Origin of the sequence: Paenibacillus lautus NBRC 15380, from assembly GCF_004000945.1 — a bacterium.
Classification (GTDB): Bacteria; Bacillota; Bacilli; order Paenibacillales; family Paenibacillaceae; genus Paenibacillus_AQ; species Paenibacillus_AQ lautus.
The window spans coordinates 91,494-109,056 of record NZ_BIMF01000008.1 but is presented as its reverse complement, the minus strand read 5'-3'; the positions used below and the strand labels follow the sequence as shown (position 1 = coordinate 109,056).

Here is a 17,563-nt window from a genome sequence, read left to right as displayed (position 1 = left end):
CGATTCGTACTCCAATTCGTGCCTTATATAAAAAGTTGAAAGTTGAGAGGAGAACTCAGGGATATGAAAAAAGCGCATCATTTGGTGCTTATGATCATGCTTTGCGGAATGCTGGCATTAACAGGCTGCAGTAAGGGGGGAACCGAAAATACTTCCGATACCGGGGGCAAACAAACCGATGAAACAGGCCAAAATTCAGATTCCTCACTCAATCCTTATAAAATAACGCTCGTATATCCGGCAACCGCTCCCAAAGACTTGCAGCTTGTTCAGGAAGAGATGAGCAAATATCTTACAGAAAAGATAAATGCAACCATTGAGCTAAAGCCTATTGAGTGGGCTTCTTGGGATGATAAGACCAACTTGATGAAAATCTCGAATGAGCCGTTTGATCTGATGTTTACGGCCAGCTGGTTCTCGTATCCGAAGGATGTCGCTAAAGGGCAGTATCTGGAACTTGATGATTTGATGGCCCAACACGGAAAAGATATTCCGGGTATCCTTGGCGAGGAATTTATTAAAGGATCCAGAATTGGCGGCAAGCTGTACGCACTTCCTACCAAGAAAGAATTCGGCCAGGGTTTCGGATTCCTACTCGACAAGAAGTTGGTTGATAAATACAAGTTTGATACGAATGGCGTCAAGACGCTGGAAGATATGGAAGCCATGTTCCAAACCATTAAGGACAATGAACCTGGCGTGACTCCAATCGTTTCAAGCAAATTCACAAACATTTGGGAAGCAGCCAATTATGATGGCATCGTTGCCAATCTCTCGATTCCTCGGGGAAGTAAAGAGCTGAGAGCCGTGGATACCCTAGAGGATCCGAAGTTCATTGAATTTTATAAACGGATGCATCAGTGGAATCAGAACGGTTGGTTTGATAAGGATATCCTGACATCAGACGCTGATCAAGGCATGAATATGATTAAGGCGGGTAAAGCCTTTGCGGTTGCCCAATCCTTGAAGCCAGGGAAAGACAAGGAGATGACCATAAGCTCGGGCGTTGAGGTGGTACAAGTCGAAACGGCGGAGCCGTTTACGACGACAGGAGACGCGCAAGGCGCGATGCTGGGTATTTCACGAACGTCCAAAGATCCTGCACGAGCCATGATGTTCCTTAATCTGCTGTATAGCGATCCGAAGCTGCTCAATATGCTGGATTGGGGTATCGAAGGCATTCACTATGTTAAGAAATCCGATAACATGATTGATTTTCCCGAAGGCGTGAACGCGGACACGCAAACTTATCCGAATCCGGGGGGCTGGATGTTCGGGAATCAGTTCAATTCCTATCTATGGGCAAACGAGGATCCGAATAAGTGGGAAGAGTTCAAGAAGTTTAATGAAAGAGCGGAGCATTCCATCGCGCTTGGATTTGCCTTTAATCAAGAGCCTGTCAAATCGGAGATGGCATCCATTGCGAATGTGGAGAAAGAGTTTGGAGCTTCGTTAAGATCCGGAGCGGTGGATCCTGAAAAAATCATTGCCAAGTGGAAAGAAAAACGGAAATCTGCCGGCTTTGATAAAGTTAAAGCCGAAGTTGAAAAGCAGCTGGCGGCGTGGGCAGAAACTCAGAAGTAACGAAGATAAGGAATAGGGGGATTCCGAACCGGGACTATCGTTGTGTGTCCTATAAGGGATTCCTTTTTTTCCTGTATGTGACTATACTCAGAGTGTAGATGACCTACTATACTGAGGAAGCACATTCTGCTAACCTTTCATGGAGCCGGGGTAGTGTATGCATATGTTGAATATTAAAGACTCGCTTCGCTTTAAGCTAATCATCGGTTTCGTTACGATTGCGGTTCCTCTTGTGGCCCTGCTTCTCTACAACAACTACTATGCATCCAATACGATCAGGGAGCAGGTGGCGGACTCGAATAAAAATTCGATGATACTCTATTCGCACCAGATCGAGGCAGCCCTGAACAAGGAAACGAATTTTTTGTACAATATTGCTGTTGAAGATCCGAACATTGCGGCGCTCTCACAGCTTCTGAATGATCCCGATGAGTACTATCTTGCCAAGGCCAGAATCTTGAATACGCTTACTCGTTATCACCGGTTTGACAATAGCGTCGATCTTCAATTTATCTACTCCGTACAGAAGCAGGACTTATTCACTACACCAATCAAGACTCAATCCTACGAAGAGCTGTTATCCATCAAAACCACCATTGAACAGTTGGTTAAGGAGGTTCAGCCGGAGAGCGCCTATTTCCGGGAATGGAAGGCTATTGAGTACAGCCAGCATAAATACGCGTTGATCAGACTGGTGGATACGGGAGATGATTTTTACCTCGGGGCATTTGTAGAACTCGAGAACTTGATGATACCGCTGGATTTGATTCATCTGGAATATGGCTTTGCCAGCTTTGTGAATGAGCAGGGAGAATTGATTACCAACACGTCAGCTATCGGAACGAACCGCCTGAATACCTCTCGTGCCTCTGAATCCAACGAAGTGTATCAAATCGTGAAGAAGGACGATCGAAAATATATCGTAGTCATGAATCAAATTCAGGGCACAGATGTCATATTAAGCGCTTTTGTACCCGAGTCCCAGATGCTGAAGAATCTGTATCACTTTCGGAGAGGGATTATCATCATATCCATCGTGGCTTTAATCATTCTGATTATTTATTTGGTTTATCTCAATGAGATTTTCCTCAAGCCCATGAATAATCTTGTCCGCGGAATGCGCAGGATCAAGCACGGGGACTGGAGTACGCGGCTTCATGCTTCTAAAGCGAAGGAATTCACCATAATCAACGAAACTTTCAACAGCATGGCCTCCGAGATCCATGAGCTGAAGATCAGCGTATACGAGGAACAGATCAAGGCGCATAAGGCCGAACTCAAGCATTTACAGCTCCAAATCAATCCCCATTTTTTATTGAATTCCATCAATATCGTTTACAATTTGGCTGAAATTAAGAATTATAGCGTGATCCAGCTCATGTGCATGAACCTCGTCAAGTACTTCCGTTTTACAACGAAGACGAATCAAATCGCGGTGACGATTGCGGAAGAAATGGAGCATATGGAGAGTTATATCAAAATACAGCAGGTCCGGTTTCCAGAGCGAGTCACCTATGAAATACACATATCGGATGGTGCAGAGCAAGCGGCAATTCCGCCGCTCTTAATTCAGCCTTTTATCGAAAATGCAATTAAATACGGATTTGATTTCATGGATCATCCGTTTCATATTGCCATACATATCAGCCTTTCCGTACATGATCAATTGGAGATTGTTATCGCCGATAACGGGAGTGGCTTCTCCAAAGAAGTGCTGGAGCAATTGCAATCGGGTGGTTTCATGGAGAATCAGAAAGGGGAGCATTTAGGAATCACCAATGTGCAGTACCGTCTTAAGCATATCTTTGGGCACATGACTCGCCTCGAGTTTGATAACGTTCCGGATTCCGGAGCCAGGATAAGAATTGTACTTCCTTTCTTAACGGTAGAGGAGTTTACTTCATATTGATGATCTGTATGGGGGTAGTCGCATGTATAGGGCACTTATTGTAGATGACGAGATCTATGCAGTAATGGGAATTAAAAGCGGCGTGAATTGGCAGGATCTGCAGGTGTCTGAAGTGTATGAGGCTTATAATATGCGTGATGCATTACAGGTATTTGAACGTACACCGATTGATATTATGATCTGTGATATTGAAATGCCCAAAGGGACAGGAATTGAGCTGCTTGAGCGGGTGAATGATATCTCTCCCGATACAGAGACCATTTTTTTAACCGCCCACTCCGCCTTTGACTTCATGAAGAGAGCGATTCAGCTGGATGGCTTCGATTATTTGTTAAAACCGATAGAATTTGATGTGCTTCAGGCAACAATAGCCAAAGCGCTGCAAACTATTCAACAGGAGCAGGAACTCCGTCATATACGCGAGCATTACAAACCGTATTATGAGCTGTGGCGGAAGAAAAAAAGTCTGATCACGGATAAGTTCTGGAATGATGTCTTTTCGGGCAGAATTGTCTGTACCACAGCTAATATTACAGATGTTCTTGAAGAGCATGAGCTTAGCGGACTGCAAGATGCTGTATTCTTGCCTGTTCTGGTGAGCGTGGAATCCTGGCTGCGCGAGCTCAGCACAAAGGATGAAGAGATCATGGAATACGCCATCCGCAAAGGTGCATCCGAAATGCTGCTGCCTGCCGGCAAAGGAGAGGTCATTCAGACCAAACAGGGGGTGAATGTCGTCCTTATTGTTGGAGAAGAGGGGACGGAGGGGGATGCTGCTCATGAACTGAACTTGCGCTGTGAAAAATACATTCAGGACTGTTATACCTACTTTGGTTGTAATATTTCCTGCTATATCGGCAATCACTCCACCTTGTATGAAATTGCCGATACATACAGGCAGCTGCTGGAAATGGAGTACAACAATTTGAATAAATCCAACCAAGTGTATATGCTGGCTTCATTAGGTACCCATTCCATTAAGACGATGATTCCGCGACTATCGACCTGGACCCTCCTGATGGAGCATGGGCAGCTGGAAGAAATGCAGCGAGAGATTCATGGACGTATCGAAGAGCTGAGCCGAAATCCGCAACTTTCGGTTTGTGAGCTTGAAGGCTTCCGGCAAGAATTTATGCAAATGGTGCATTATATTCTTCATAAAAATGGACTGTCTGCGTTGGAGTTGTTTCAGGATCAGGCAGGAATTCATCTGTATGCTCAGCCGCGTAATCTTGAACAATTGAAAGCTTCGGTTCTTCAAGTTGTTCAGGTCATCCATGATCAGCTCCATTCGAATTGCTCCGTGATACAACGTATTCAATCCTATATAAAGGAGCATTTGCACGAACCGATCACAAGAGAACAGCTAGCCGGCTTTGTACATCTCAATCCTGCTTATCTGTCCCGTCTGTTCAAACGCGAGGTAGGCGAATCGATTACAGATTACATATTGTTTGTCCGGATGTCGCAGGCGAAAGATTTAATCTTGACCTCGACCATTCCTATATCCGAAGTAGCCAAAACCTTTGGCTATCATAACTTCTCGCATTTTTCCAAAATGTTCAGAAAAGTATACCGTGTTTCTCCGCAGGAGTTTAGACAGCAATCTTAATCTCAACAGGGGACTCCATTCAACAGAAGAAAGCCTGTGTTTCCTACGCAAGGAAATGCAGGCTTCTATGTATCTACGGCCCTTTATCCTGTTCTTATCATTAATGGAACGCTAGTCATTAGATCCTTTCGTGTTTGTATTATGACAGAAGGGCTGCCATTTGGGCAGCCCTTAACTTTATTACACATGAACCATAGGATAATTGCACTTACGTTATCGATAATCAATCATCGCTTAACTAGGCCGGAGGTATGCTTTGGGGGTTGCGGAATACGTTTTGAGGATCATATTTAGCTTTGACTCTCCGCAATCTAGGAAAATTAGCTCCATAGTAAACCGGCCCGGAATTTTCAATTCCCTGGTCTGGTACGTTTATATAGGATCCCACGATAAAGGGCTGTAATTTTCGGCGTGTGTTTCGAGTTAAGGCAATATTTCGGGCTGCATCGGATGGTTTGATCCATGAGGTGTTCCATTCCACATAAAATTTCGCCTTACGCCAGAAGAACGCAGTAGCTTTAGGGGAAACCCGACTTACAGCGCCGCCCCAGTTGAGGAAAAAGAATCCGGCGGTAGAATTTGCCTCCGCTTTCTCGAGAAAATTGCGCATCACCTTAATAGCCTTATCGGGGAAAGGACGTTTTCCGAAGCCGGAAGAGAACTGGTTACTGAACCTTTGGGTAAGGACCGGATCAGGAGGCAATAAGAATTTTACGGCCTCCGTATAAGGCAGCAACCGGATGATGCTCGCCGTTGGCGTTCCAACGGATGTAAGTGGCTTTAATAGACGAAGGGCCTCTGTTTTTGATCCAAGGAACAGCCCTTCCATCATAACATTGCCACCTTTTTTCGGGCCAATATTTAATTCGCTGCCCAGCCTGGTATCGACGGAAGGAGCCCATTGTTGCCATGCCTTTAATACCTTCTCGAATTGATTCCATGGCCAGGTAATCTTAAATACGGTTGCTTTTGCTGGTGCCCGGCGCACTTTGAATTTGTATCTTGTGTATATTCCAAAGTTTCCGCCGCCACCACCACGGGATGCCCATAGGAGATCAGCATTTTGTTTCTTATTGGCAACAATCACTTTTCCATTCGCATCCACCATCTCCAGCTCGATCAGGTTATCGCTGATCAGGCCGATTGTCCGCTGCAGCGGCCCGATTCCCCCACCGAGCGTGATTCCCCCAATTCCAACCGTAGGACTGTCGCCAAAAGGGGCTATAAATCCTTGCGCAGCAAGCGTGTTGGCAATTCTTCCTACTCTATTACCCGTCTCAACAATAACCGTTCCGTTTTTTTTGTTTAACTTAATTTTCTTCATCTCACTTACATCGATTACAATGCCTCCGTTGACTTGGGAGAGATTGGTTTCTAGCGCATGCCTTCCACTTCTGGCGCGAATGGGGACATGATTCTCGCGAGCCCATTTTATGGCGTTGGCAACATCTTGGGTTCTTTGAGCAAAAACAAACACCTTGGGGAATCGGTTCGTATGGGGATCCCAGTTCTTACGTGCCGATTCATAACCAGGGTCTCCTCGGAAAATAACTCTTCCGGTCAGCTTCGTTTTTGAATTCACCAAAAACAGCTCCTAATCTGAAAGTGTATTTGACCGTTATTCATACAAATACGGTATCGTTTATTTTATGGAGTACAATCGTCTATGGTTACGCGTGTGGATCAAATATATTAGTAATGAATGACTACCGGGGATATCCTTTCATGAAGAACGTGCTCCGGATAGCCTGTTCTCTAATGTATGTAAAAGTCGTAAACTATACATGCTATAATGAGAAGCTTCTATATTTAAGAACATATTTGTAATCTATGAGACACTTTATAATCCGTTTGATATGTAAAATAAAAATATACGTTTTCAGTTCATTTGAAATGAGGGCAATTTATGCGTTACCTTTATGAATTTATCGAGCACCAAGAGGATATGCCTTTTAAGCTGTTTGTCAACAGATGAAATTCCTCATAATAGCTTGGGATCTGAAAAGGATCCCAAGCTTTTTTTAGTATTCAAAGTGGCGCAACCACCATAATTAGGCCCTGTATTGCAGATTGTCAGAGAACCAGCTCTGATGCAGCAGTTGTGCAGAACATGGCGATCCACCTGAACAAACTCCGTGCGAAGTTCGTTTTAGATTGTGGTGATTTTTGGTGCTGTCACATTTTTGGTCCAAAATCTTTCTCACTTGCGCGATAAGATTACGGATAAATCCATTAAGATCGCTGACAAAGTCAATGGAAATTATACATTCCAAAAGGCGGACGTAATCTTTAAAAATGCTCAGGAAGTGAATCCTCCTTCTTCGGAAGAAAAAAAGAAAATGGCAGAAAAGCTGAGAAAGCAGGCGGAAGAATCCAATCAGGGATATGCCATGATGCCGGTTGAAATGACAGATCAGTTTTTCCTTCTCTTTGCTACGTATCAAAATGGCGAAGATAAAATCGGGGTTAATATCACTAATCTGAGTGGAAAGAGCAACCCTACAACGTATATTGACGAGAAAGTTGAATTTAAGCAGGAGAAGGTTCAAGTGAAGGGAGTAGAAATGCTGCTAACAGAATTTGGTCCTTCGCAGTGGCACGAGCTGAAATGGGTATACGAGAACCCAGATAAAAAGGTAAAATACGCCTATACTATAAGTGGGGACATAAATAAAGTAAGCAAAGAAACTTTAATGAAAATTGCCGAAAGCTATTTGGAATAATAAATTTTAACCAACGGGAATCTTCTCCAATGCGAATTGGGGTTGATTCCCGTTTTGGGATGATAAACAGTTTTTTATGTAGGCAATTACTTAAGGGAATTTAAAGATTATTTATAGTTTGCTTGGAACTTTATGCCCTCTCTGAGCGTTGTATTTGTCGTGAAGCAAGAAGCCATAACAAATGGGAGGGCTATTCATGCTTAGAATCGAAATGAAACGATGGAGTATACACCTCAAAGGTCAACTGCGACGACGTATCATTGCAAGTATTGCAGCAGGCTTACTTACTGTCCATGGCGTGTTGGCTGTACCACCTACGCAAGTGAATGCAGAACCTGCCGATGTTTCGGTACGCAACTGGTATCCTTCCTCAGTCTTCGAAGTTCCTGAAGTAAAACCTTCTTGGACGGTGAAGGTGGACAACTATCTGGATATGGACGACGAGAATTATCTAGGTCGCCAGGCGATTGCTGAAGATGGCAAGGTGTTCGCATTCACCGGGAAAAAGCTGATTGCCATCGATGCGAGTACAGGCAAGCGGTTATGGAGTTACGGTAAGGATCTGAAGCCTTATGTTGTATTTAATAATGGCGTTATTTATGGCCTGTCGGGAGATCAGAAGCCATACGCTCTGAACGCAAAGACAGGCAAATTGAAATGGCAGTCGAACACATCCATCTACATGGATACTCGGCTTCGGACGGAAGTGCTGGTTCCAACTGTCGATACGCTGTATGCAATAAAAGGGAGCAGTACCTTCGCGTTTGATGCAGCCACAGGAAAGTTACGGTGGAAAACGAACGAGCCGTCAAGAGAAGGACATGGCACTGATTATCTTCAGGAGGCGGATGGAGTAATCCTTCGGACGTTCTATATACAAGGAGCGCTCACTTCTCTTCAATTGACTGCCTATGACAAGAAAACGGGCAAGAAGTTATGGGACCATTTTGGTCAGGGAGAAGCGCTGCAAATTAAAAATGGTCTCGTGTATTCGGTTGACTGTTATTCTCCATTGCTGACTGATTATCAGTCGCTGCCGGACCGCAAAGTGATCGTAAATGTGTATAACCTTAAGACCGGCGTAAAGAAGAGCAGCCGAGATTATAGCTGGAAAATGTCGGGGGAGTCGCCATATGAGTACGGCGGAGGCGGCTTATTTATAAACCAAGGGAAGTTATACATGGATCAGGGCAATAAGGTGGCCGAATACCATTTTGGCACCTATAAGAAAGGCGAGGTTCCTCTGCGAACTTTTCCTCGCCCTTATGGGGGCGACTGGGAGTTGATCGGACTGGTTCAGGAACGGTTGATTTTCAAAGACATAATGACTCGTGAACTGGCAGGCATCAAGCTGGCAAATGGAGAACAGATCGATTGGAGAGGCGATGCACCTGTTGCGCAGATTGACGTATATGGGAAAGGGTTATATCGGGCGCAGCGTAACGGCACATTACTCGGCATCAATATGTTGACGACGTTGCCGGTTTTTAGAGTAACGACGGGTGCAGATTTACACGAGTCGACGCTAAAGACAAACGGTATGATCATCATCCAAGCGGAGGGTAAACTCCTCGGGGTAAAGGTACAGGCATCACTGAAATAAAGGAATAGCTTGTGCTACTTGAATCATATTTCGTTTTAACAATAAAAAATCCCACCAACGAAATTGGATGGGATTTTTTGTTTAAGGTTGGGTGAGTGTTTCTATCTTATGGATGCTCGGTGAGACTGGATAAAGGGACGTTCATTTCCTGCTCCGAGTTTCCGATCGGATAGACCCGAGCGGTTTCATCCTCATTAACATGCTGGATATAAATAGGGGTATCCTGATACGTTACATTTTTCATAATGGCTGATTCCGAAATTTCAATCGCTCTTTGTTTGTCCATGACAATTCTCCTTATTTCGAAAGGTCTTTCAATGGATCAACCCGACGGTGAGTGGCTTTTTTAATGTCACGGTCCAGCTTCGATGGTCCTTGAATTTCTTCGGCAGCCTCCATTTGATTATTCAGCTGTTGTTCTACTTGCCCAATCCCATGCGCTTCCTGATGCTGTTTGCTCTTCGCCAAAACGATCCCTCCATGCTGTGATAAAACCTTTATAATCTCTGCATTACTACAATGCGCCAAACCTTACGAACTTATGCAGTGGTTTGCGTGCGTTTGCGAAGGAGCGGCTTTTATAATTATTTGTGTTTGAGTAACTATCCATGAATTCATTACGTTATACCAAGGAGCCCCAATCTGGGCGGTAGTAAAATGACTCTTAAAAAGATGGAGGCATTCTTATGGCAAGCTCGAACATATTGCTTAAAGCCGCAGAGTCTTTCGAATTTAATGTAGGAACGTTAATCTTCGTGAGTAACTCAACCAATGAAGTGTATCGGTTTACTAAGGATGATCAGTCCTATATCTTACGGTTATCTCAGAAATCACACGAATATGCAGCGAAGATAAGGGCGGAGGTGGATTGGGTTTATTACTTGGTGAAGAACGGAGTACGTGCTTCATTACCCATTCAAACATGTAATCATGAACTAACGGCCGTGTTCTGCGATGAAGATAAGTGGTATATTGCAACTGCTTTTCAAGAGGCTGCAGGTCGCTTTTTTGATAAACACAATGAACAGCTATGGGGACCAAAGGTATTCAGGAATTGGGGAGAAACCATGGGAAGGATGCATAGGCTATCGACAATATATGAAACATCAGACATTCTTGTAAAGAGAGACAGCTGGAGCAGAAGAAATATCAATAATCCTCATTTGCAGCGAGGCCGTTTCTATGTACTTCTTGATAAATTGATTTCCATGGAGAGCATAATTGATTCCCTGCCTAGGGGCAGCGATTCGTTTGGACTGATTCATAATGACTTCCATCCTTATAATTTTTTTATCGACAACAGTGAAATAACGGTCTTTGATTTTGACGATAGTATCTATGGCTGGTTTTCATTAGATATTGCCATCGCAGCGACTCATGCCGTTTGGTGGGGAGTGCATGCAGAGGATCGTGTCACAAAAAACAGGTTTGCCCAGCAGTTCTTGCGTGAATTCCTCATGGGTTACGAGAAGGAACACCATATCTCCGAGTTCTGGAAACAAACAATCCCCATGTTTATGGAGTATAGAAATATTTGTTCTTTCTTCTGGTGGTTAAGTGAATGGGATGGTCATGAGAGCTCTCTTACAGAGGACCAACAGAATGCAATAAACCATGCTGTTAAGCTGATTGAGAGAGGTTTACCTTTTGATGGCTGCGATATTCAACTTTAGCAACATGATAGCTATTTTAATGGAGGTAGTAAATTGAGGTTTAAAGCGTGTATATTGATCGTCTTCATGATTTTGACGGGTTGCTTTGCAGGAACTAAGGGGCAGATCTCGTCTGAGACCCATTCGACATCTTCCAAGATCGAATTTACACCGGTGGATTTGTTCCAAGGGGACGCAGCAAAGTTTAAGTTATTCCTCGGTCCGATGACGGGTGCATTTAAATTAAAGTATGAGGGAAATAAACCTAACTTGGACATCGATATTTGGAAGAACGGGCAGAAGGTAGATTCCGCAGGGTCGATCGGAGATTTGTTTTACAGTTCGGACGAGCAAAAGGTCAGCAAAGAAGTAGAACTGATCATATCTGTGGATACGGAATCCATGGAAGGTCAAAAGGAGTTCAGCAAGATTAAAGTCAACACCAATTCTCACTCGGGACCAAGCCTTTATTGACTGCATATGGTTTGATTCAGGACACGCGTCCACGTTCGTTTACGTTAGATCAGCCCGTACATGTGTTTGGCATGCATGCTACAAGTTCAAATAGAATACATGCAGCGGATCTGTCAACGGATTCGTTAAGAAATACGGAGTGGGCACTTGTATTCACCTTACGTCTTGATGAAGAAGATAGGGAATAAACGCTTTGAGTTACAGTGCTCGATCCATGATCACAATTAAAGCAGAAACAAGACTGGCGTTGAGGAATGAAAATAGGTCTAATATAATGGGATCGAGTTATAAAAATGGTAAAAGGGGAGATTGCAGTGAAGCAAAACAAGTATGATGATCTGGGATTTTTTGAGAATTACAATCAACTCCCCCGTTCAATCAAAGGATTAGAAGGAGCAGGAGAATGGGGGGCTTTTCGATCCATGTTTCCGGATCTCAGGGATAAAAAGGTGCTTGATCTCGGCTGTGGATTCGGGTGGCACTGCAGGTACGCAAGAGAACAGCATGCGCGGTCTGTGGTCGGAGTGGATATCTCAAAGAACATGCTGGAGAGGGCAAGGTTGATGACCGATGATACAAATATAGAATATGTGCAGTCCGCAATAGAGGATTTTGACTACCCTGCTAACGAGTTCGATCTCGTCATTAGTTCGCTTGCACTTCATTACATTCCTGATTTCGAGGATATCTGTAAAAAGGTATATCAAAGTCTAAGGGTAGGAGGTTCGTTTGTTTTTTCAGTTGAACACCCCGTGTTTACTGCTGTGGCCGAACAAGATTGGTATTATAGCCCGGACGGGGAGAAGTTGTTTTGGCCTATCGATCACTATCATGAGGAGGGCGCACGCCAAACTAGATTTCTTGACAATGAAGTCACCAAGTACCATCGGAATATAGCCACACAGATGAATGCGTTAGTGAAAGCAGGATTCCAGTTTAGGGAAATGTCTGAGCTTAAGCCAGAACGCGAGCAGCTTCAGGATCCAGAATGGCATGATGCATTAAGGCGCCCCATTTTCTTATTAATCGCCGCAGATAAGCAAGTCTGACCAGCTTGCACAAAATAAACTGAGGGACACCTAAACAGGTGTCCTTTTTTAGTTCACGAAGAGAATCGGTTAAAGTGACGAAAAATACTTATTGAACTACCGGATAATATTCATTTGATTTCGGGAACTTTCATCGACCTTGTGGAGTCTGTTTTGATAAGGGGGGAGAACAGCTTGAGGGAAATGCAGATGCAGCATTCTGCGGAACTGAATATTTCGGACATACGGATGCTGATGGAATCCTACGGTGAGGACGTTTGGAATTATGCTTACGTGATCACCAGAAATACGTATACAGCAGACGATGTTGCGCAGGATGTGTTTATTAAAGCTTATCAAAATGTTGCCTTCTTTCGAGGGGAGGCTTCCGTCAAAACCTGGCTGCTCAAAATCACCCGAAACACTGCGCTTTCCTATCTGAAACGAGCGTTTTTGCGCAGAGTGGTGTTGACTGGAGATCGATCCCCAGGTGATGGACGGAACGGGACGATGTCTTCGCCATCTGCCGAGTCGGAGTATTTGAAACGGGAGGAGGCGGATGAACTGTGGCAACAGGTTCTAAAGCTGCCCGGTAAATTTCTAGACCCCCTCGTGCTGAGTGTGCATCATCAGCTATCCATAGAGGAAATATCCGGTATTACCGGTCTTTCGCCAGGGACGGTAAAGTCTAGAATTTACAGAGCTAAAAAGAAGGTTGCCGCCAGGTGGGAAGGAGGAAGCGACGATGAATGAATGGAAGCCGGAGTGGAATAAGAGACTGGCTGGACCGCCCTTTAAGGAGCGACGTTTTAAGGCTGACATGATGGAGGATGTAGAGAAAAGGCTTACTATTGTTGAAATGAAAAGAACCCGCCGTGGATGGAGGCGAGCTGCTGTAGCCATCGTTCCTGTGTTACTGCTTCTGTTAGGGATTGGTATCTGGTTCGGAAACTTGGCCCCACCTATCCCCCATCCGGCAGGCCCAAGTCCAGGTACACAGGGGGGAGGAACGTTTGAATCCAGTCTCCTACTTGGGGCAGGAGGCGACTTCGACTGGTGGAACCTTGCAAAAAGTGAGGTCAAACAGGCTAACGACCGCACGATCGTGACACTGACCGTAGCTCTCTTGCAGCGAGAGCTTGGCATCTGGGGCGGCCCATCGCCGGATATATGGGAGCATCCCGAGGTGAAATGGCCGCTTGAGCGCTACGATGTGTCCAGCCCTTGGGTTTATGAAGTGTATGTGAAGGAGATCAACAGAGAAGAGGCGCAAACCGTATATCGACTCCGTCTGCTGCTGCGGGATTCGATTCCGATGACGTATGAGGAAACGATAGACGTTACTATTCGTAACGATACACACAAAATCTCGCTTATTGAGCAAATCGACATAGACGAAACGGGAGCACCATTGGATGGAATCAAGGTTGGAGACGAGCAGGGGAATACCGTGATATTAAAAGAGGATACGGAGATTGGCCTGAAGATGACCGGAACTCTGATCCAAAAAGAAGGGATGATCCGCTCTATCCACGTTCAGTATAGCGACACGGAACATACCTTTCATGATTGGAAGAATGTGAGCAACGAAACCTACTATCCAGACGTTGCATTGCTGCCTGCAAAAAATAACAAGGAGGATGTACTTGCAATCATTTTGACAACCGGCTACGGTACTGGCATTAGAGAATCGGAGTTGAAACTTCTAACAGAAAGTTTTAGAGAGGTGATCTCAGCCGATCCGGTACTTTCGGTAAAGTCCAGACTAAGCTACAAGGCGACAGCAGAAGCGGGAAAACGGATATTTCAATTCATGCTGGACGGGGTAACTCGCACATTTGAATATATGGAGGAAGACGCCGGTTTTTGGCTGGATCAGCCCACGCTTGGCAACAGAGTTAGGTATTACATTGAGGGAGGCACCTTATATGCATCGGTGCCGATCCAGGTTTCGCCTGGCGAATTCCCGGTCGCGGTCCGGCTGCGGTATGAATACGACGGAACAGCGTTTCTTGTGTCGGAGGCCATGTTTGCAGAGATGTAAGGAGAGCGATCATGTGATGATTATTTTTGCTGACTAAAAATAAAAGGGGGCCGTCCACTATCATCTACGATGACTTATGGACGGCCCTAGAATAATGCAATTTCACCTACTTTAATGCACTATTAGTTTCGGAAGAACTCGACCTGATCGATATCCGCCCATTGGGAAGAGGACGAATTGGATACGTAAAATCCGATCGTTGCCTTGCCGCTCGTCACTTGAATATTGGATATCGAGACAGGCGTCCACGCTGTTGTCACCGGACACCCGGTTTGAAGCATGCTGCCTCCATAGTCCTTCACTTCCATGACGCAGCTGTTCTGACCTCCGCTGCTGCGCATGCGGGCGCGCATCGTATATGTGCCGTTATCGAGACCGGTAATCGTCTGGCCGACATATGCGGTCGAAGGTCCGCTTGTGCCCGCGAGACCGACAAAGTAAGAGCCTTCGGCAGCGGGAAGCCCAACGCCGTCATTAGCTCCATGAATAAGAATCCGGTTCGGGTAATCATCGCCGTACGTAGTCCAGCCCGCCACGTTGGCCGTTTCAAAGCCGGGATTGTTGACAACATTCGTTTGTGTCGGCGTCACGGCATGCCCGAAGCGCAGATAGATGCCGTTTGACGGATAAGTCGCACTGGTGACGGCTGCGACGCGGGTGGAATCAATGCTCATCAGGGCATTCCAGTTGGAGGATTTTGTATCGGATACCGGAAAAACGTTGGTTTTGTACTGCCATGACGCGCCGTTATCGGAGCTGATCATCGTAAACATCGAGGTGTAAGGATCTCCCGTATTGGCGCTGCTTTCATCGGTTTGGAATGCGGCCATAAGACGGCCGTCGTCCAGCTTCACGACGAAAGGCGCGCCCGCCTTTTTGCCATTGCCGCTGGGCACGTACATCGTTTGGCGGGGAACCGACCAATTGAAGCCGTCCGGCGATATTTTATATTTGATGACAAAAGGGTGGCCGGCAACGTCCGAGGCTTCGAATACGGTTATATACCGCCCGTCATTCATTCGCGTGATGACCGGCATGCCGTCGCGGGAGCCGGCGGCGACTCCGTCGCTGACCGTGATTCGGGTGCCCCAGCCGCTTCCGTTCCAGGTTTTCATATACAAATTTTGCCGCCCGGTCGTTCCGACCGCGGCCGGACTGTCGTCCGCATAAAGCACGGCAATCGTGCCGTTGATCATGTCCAAATGCGGCTCCCACAAACCTTTAAAGCTGGAGGCGGTTGAACTCCCGATCAATCCGCCCGGCAAATTGCTCCAGGTATTCCCGCCGTCGACACTCCGCCTGACGTTAAGCTGGATATCATAGGTCGAGCCGTTCTGAACGACCTGCCGATAGGCTAACCAAATTTCCCCGCTCGGCAGCCTTAACATTTGACCGTTCCCCACATTGCCGGCGCTACTTGAGACAGCTGTGATCGGAGCGCTCCATGTATACCCGCCGTCCTGCGTTCTGGAAACCACAATGCGCGTGTTACCCCCGCCAGCGTTGGTGTCAAAGGATACGAGCCACTCGCTCGGCGTAAGCTTGAGCAGCCTTGGATACCATACGCCTCCTGATGGCGGCGTATAGATGGCAATCTGCTGCGAAGCCCACGCCATGCCTGATGAAGCGGCATGAACCGGCGACAATGGAATTGCCGTTAAAGCAAGCGCAAGCATAACGACGAAAGTAAGCGGTTTTTTCCAGAAGCCTTTGTTTCGTTTCATATGCAATGAACCTCCCAACTTGAATTAGAAAGCGCTTTCTAGAATGGATTGTATCGCAATGAATATATTTTAAGATATACTAAATATATATTATTTTTCAGTTGGGACTGACGTAAAAAGAGAGGTCAGACATGGAGCATCCGTTATATAAACGTATTCAAAACGACATACGCCAGCGCATTCAGAGCGGCGAACTGCAAGCAGGCGCTTTAGTACCGTCGGAGAAGGATTTGGCTCAGCGGTACGGTGTAAGCCAGATTACATCCAAGAACGCACTCAACGGTTTGGTAGAGGAAGGCTTGTTAGTACGATATCGGGGAAAGGGCACCTTCGTTCGGGAGCTGGGCATTCAAGAAGAGTCGCACCTTCAGTCGGGTACGAATAAGACGATCGCGATTATTTTGCCGACAATGAAAACCAAGATTGACCAGCAGCTGCTGGACGGTCTGGAACGCTATTGCGCGGAAAGGCAGTATGACTTATTAATTCGCATTACGCGCGAGTCGCAGGAGGAAGAATCCCGAGCGATCGAGCAGTTCCAAGAACGAGGAGCCGACGGGTTCATCATTTTCCCGGTTGAACAGGAAAGCTACAATAACGCCATTCTACGCTTGTCGCTCGATCGGGTTCCATTAGTGCTTGTCGACCGTTTCTTGAAGGAGATCAAGGCGTACAGCGTCAGCTCCGACAATTACGGAGGTGTTCGCGAAGCCATATCCAGTTTGCTTGCGGCGGGGCACAGGCGCATTGCCTTCCTGTCACCGGAAATTACAAATTCGGTTACAGACGACAGAGCCAAAGGCTTCGAGGCCGCTTGCATGGAACAGGGTTTGCCTATAGATAAGACGCTGTGGTGCATGCTGGATTTAGAGACCATAGCAGAAGGGCACGGACAACGGGAGGTTGCCCGTTTTCTGCGCGATCGGAGCGATATCACGGCCGTTTTTGCCGTTAACGCGGAATTGGCCCGCTATGCCCATTATGCCATTCGGGAAATTTGGACGGGTACAGGGAACGAACCGCAGCTAGCAGCATTTGATGATCCGGATCTCGAAGGTATTCCTTTCATTCGTCAGCAATTGGATGAAGTAAGTCGGCGTGCCGTCGATTTGCTGACGGAACAGTTGTCCGGGACGCACGAGCCAAGGCGTGAAGTCGTACCGGTCCGCTGGATTTGGTCACAATGATCCGGACTTTGCGAAGTTCTGGT

General features: G+C 46.1%; 15 protein-coding genes. 11 read left to right on the top strand and 4 right to left on the bottom strand.

The genetic code is table 11. The annotated features are described in order from the left end of the window. Positions 1–63 precede the first annotated feature (63 nt). The 3 genes from PLA01S_RS16075 (at position 64) to PLA01S_RS16065 (ending at position 5,105) form a co-directional block, all read left to right on the top strand. A complete protein-coding gene (locus tag PLA01S_RS16075; RefSeq protein WP_127593083.1) occupies positions 64–1,584 on the top strand; it encodes an ABC transporter substrate-binding protein in 1,521 nt (506 codons plus the stop codon). 163 nt (positions 1,585–1,747) lie between these two features. After that, positions 1,748–3,493: a sensor histidine kinase gene (locus tag PLA01S_RS16070; protein WP_127593189.1), complete on the top strand. Its 1,746-nt coding sequence runs from the start codon at positions 1,748–1,750 to the stop codon at positions 3,491–3,493. 22 nt (positions 3,494–3,515) lie between these two features. Further along, the gene (locus tag PLA01S_RS16065; protein ID WP_127593082.1) at positions 3,516–5,105 is read left to right on the top strand and encodes a response regulator; all 1,590 of its coding nucleotides are present in this window, start codon (positions 3,516–3,518) and stop codon (positions 5,103–5,105) included. 238 nt (positions 5,106–5,343) lie between these two features. Here PLA01S_RS16065 and PLA01S_RS16060 read toward each other — a convergent pair whose 3' ends face one another. Beyond that, on the bottom strand, positions 5,344–6,687 hold the full coding sequence (locus PLA01S_RS16060) for an FAD-binding oxidoreductase (RefSeq protein ID WP_127593081.1): 1,344 nt from the start codon (positions 6,685–6,687) through the stop codon (positions 5,344–5,346). Positions 6,688–7,261: 574 nt separating this feature from the next. Between PLA01S_RS16060 and PLA01S_RS16055 the strand changes: the two genes are divergently transcribed. Both PLA01S_RS16055 and PLA01S_RS16050 read left to right on the top strand, forming a co-directional pair. After that, a complete protein-coding gene (locus tag PLA01S_RS16055) occupies positions 7,262–7,828 on the top strand; it encodes a DUF4367 domain-containing protein (protein WP_127593080.1) in 567 nt (188 codons plus the stop codon). A gap of 196 nt (positions 7,829–8,024) precedes the next feature. Next, a complete protein-coding gene (locus tag PLA01S_RS16050) occupies positions 8,025–9,431 on the top strand; it encodes an outer membrane protein assembly factor BamB family protein (protein WP_127593079.1) in 1,407 nt (468 codons plus the stop codon). A 106-nt stretch (positions 9,432–9,537) separates the two neighbouring features. Here the strand turns inward: PLA01S_RS16050 and PLA01S_RS16045 are convergent, their stop codons facing one another. Next, positions 9,538–9,717, bottom strand: coding sequence for an H-type small acid-soluble spore protein (locus tag PLA01S_RS16045; protein ID WP_127593078.1), 180 nt, complete (start codon positions 9,715–9,717; stop codon positions 9,538–9,540). 11 nt (positions 9,718–9,728) lie between these two features. After that, on the bottom strand, positions 9,729–9,899 hold the full coding sequence (locus PLA01S_RS31995; RefSeq protein WP_164817442.1) for a hypothetical protein: 171 nt from the start codon (positions 9,897–9,899) through the stop codon (positions 9,729–9,731). A gap of 218 nt (positions 9,900–10,117) precedes the next feature. Here PLA01S_RS31995 and PLA01S_RS16040 point away from each other — a divergent pair, with 218 nt between their 5' ends. From PLA01S_RS16040 to PLA01S_RS16020, 5 genes are all read left to right on the top strand, one after another. After that, positions 10,118–11,104: a phosphotransferase enzyme family protein gene (locus PLA01S_RS16040; protein WP_127593077.1), complete on the top strand. Its 987-nt coding sequence runs from the start codon at positions 10,118–10,120 to the stop codon at positions 11,102–11,104. A gap of 33 nt (positions 11,105–11,137) precedes the next feature. Next, positions 11,138–11,557, top strand: a complete 420-nt coding sequence (locus PLA01S_RS16035) for a hypothetical protein (protein WP_127593076.1) — start codon at positions 11,138–11,140, stop codon at positions 11,555–11,557. 314 nt (positions 11,558–11,871) lie between these two features. Beyond that, the gene (locus tag PLA01S_RS16030) at positions 11,872–12,606 is read left to right on the top strand and encodes a class I SAM-dependent methyltransferase (RefSeq protein ID WP_127593075.1); all 735 of its coding nucleotides are present in this window, start codon (positions 11,872–11,874) and stop codon (positions 12,604–12,606) included. 183 nt (positions 12,607–12,789) lie between these two features. Next, on the top strand, positions 12,790–13,338 hold the full coding sequence (locus PLA01S_RS16025; protein ID WP_246059617.1) for an RNA polymerase sigma factor: 549 nt from the start codon (positions 12,790–12,792) through the stop codon (positions 13,336–13,338). Continuing rightward, the gene (locus PLA01S_RS16020; RefSeq protein ID WP_127593073.1) at positions 13,331–14,629 is read left to right on the top strand and encodes a hypothetical protein; all 1,299 of its coding nucleotides are present in this window, start codon (positions 13,331–13,333) and stop codon (positions 14,627–14,629) included. Before PLA01S_RS16025 ends, PLA01S_RS16020 begins: the two co-directional genes overlap by 8 nt. Positions 14,630–14,751: 122 nt before the next feature. On the opposite strand, the gene PLA01S_RS16015 is transcribed toward PLA01S_RS16020, so the two are convergent. Further along, a complete protein-coding gene (locus tag PLA01S_RS16015) occupies positions 14,752–16,353 on the bottom strand; it encodes a sialidase family protein (RefSeq protein ID WP_127593072.1) in 1,602 nt (533 codons plus the stop codon). Positions 16,354–16,484: 131 nt separating this feature from the next. Here PLA01S_RS16015 and PLA01S_RS16010 point away from each other — a divergent pair, with 131 nt between their 5' ends. Beyond that, positions 16,485–17,540: a GntR family transcriptional regulator gene (locus tag PLA01S_RS16010; RefSeq protein ID WP_127593071.1), complete on the top strand. Its 1,056-nt coding sequence runs from the start codon at positions 16,485–16,487 to the stop codon at positions 17,538–17,540. Positions 17,541–17,563: the final 23 nt, after the last annotated feature.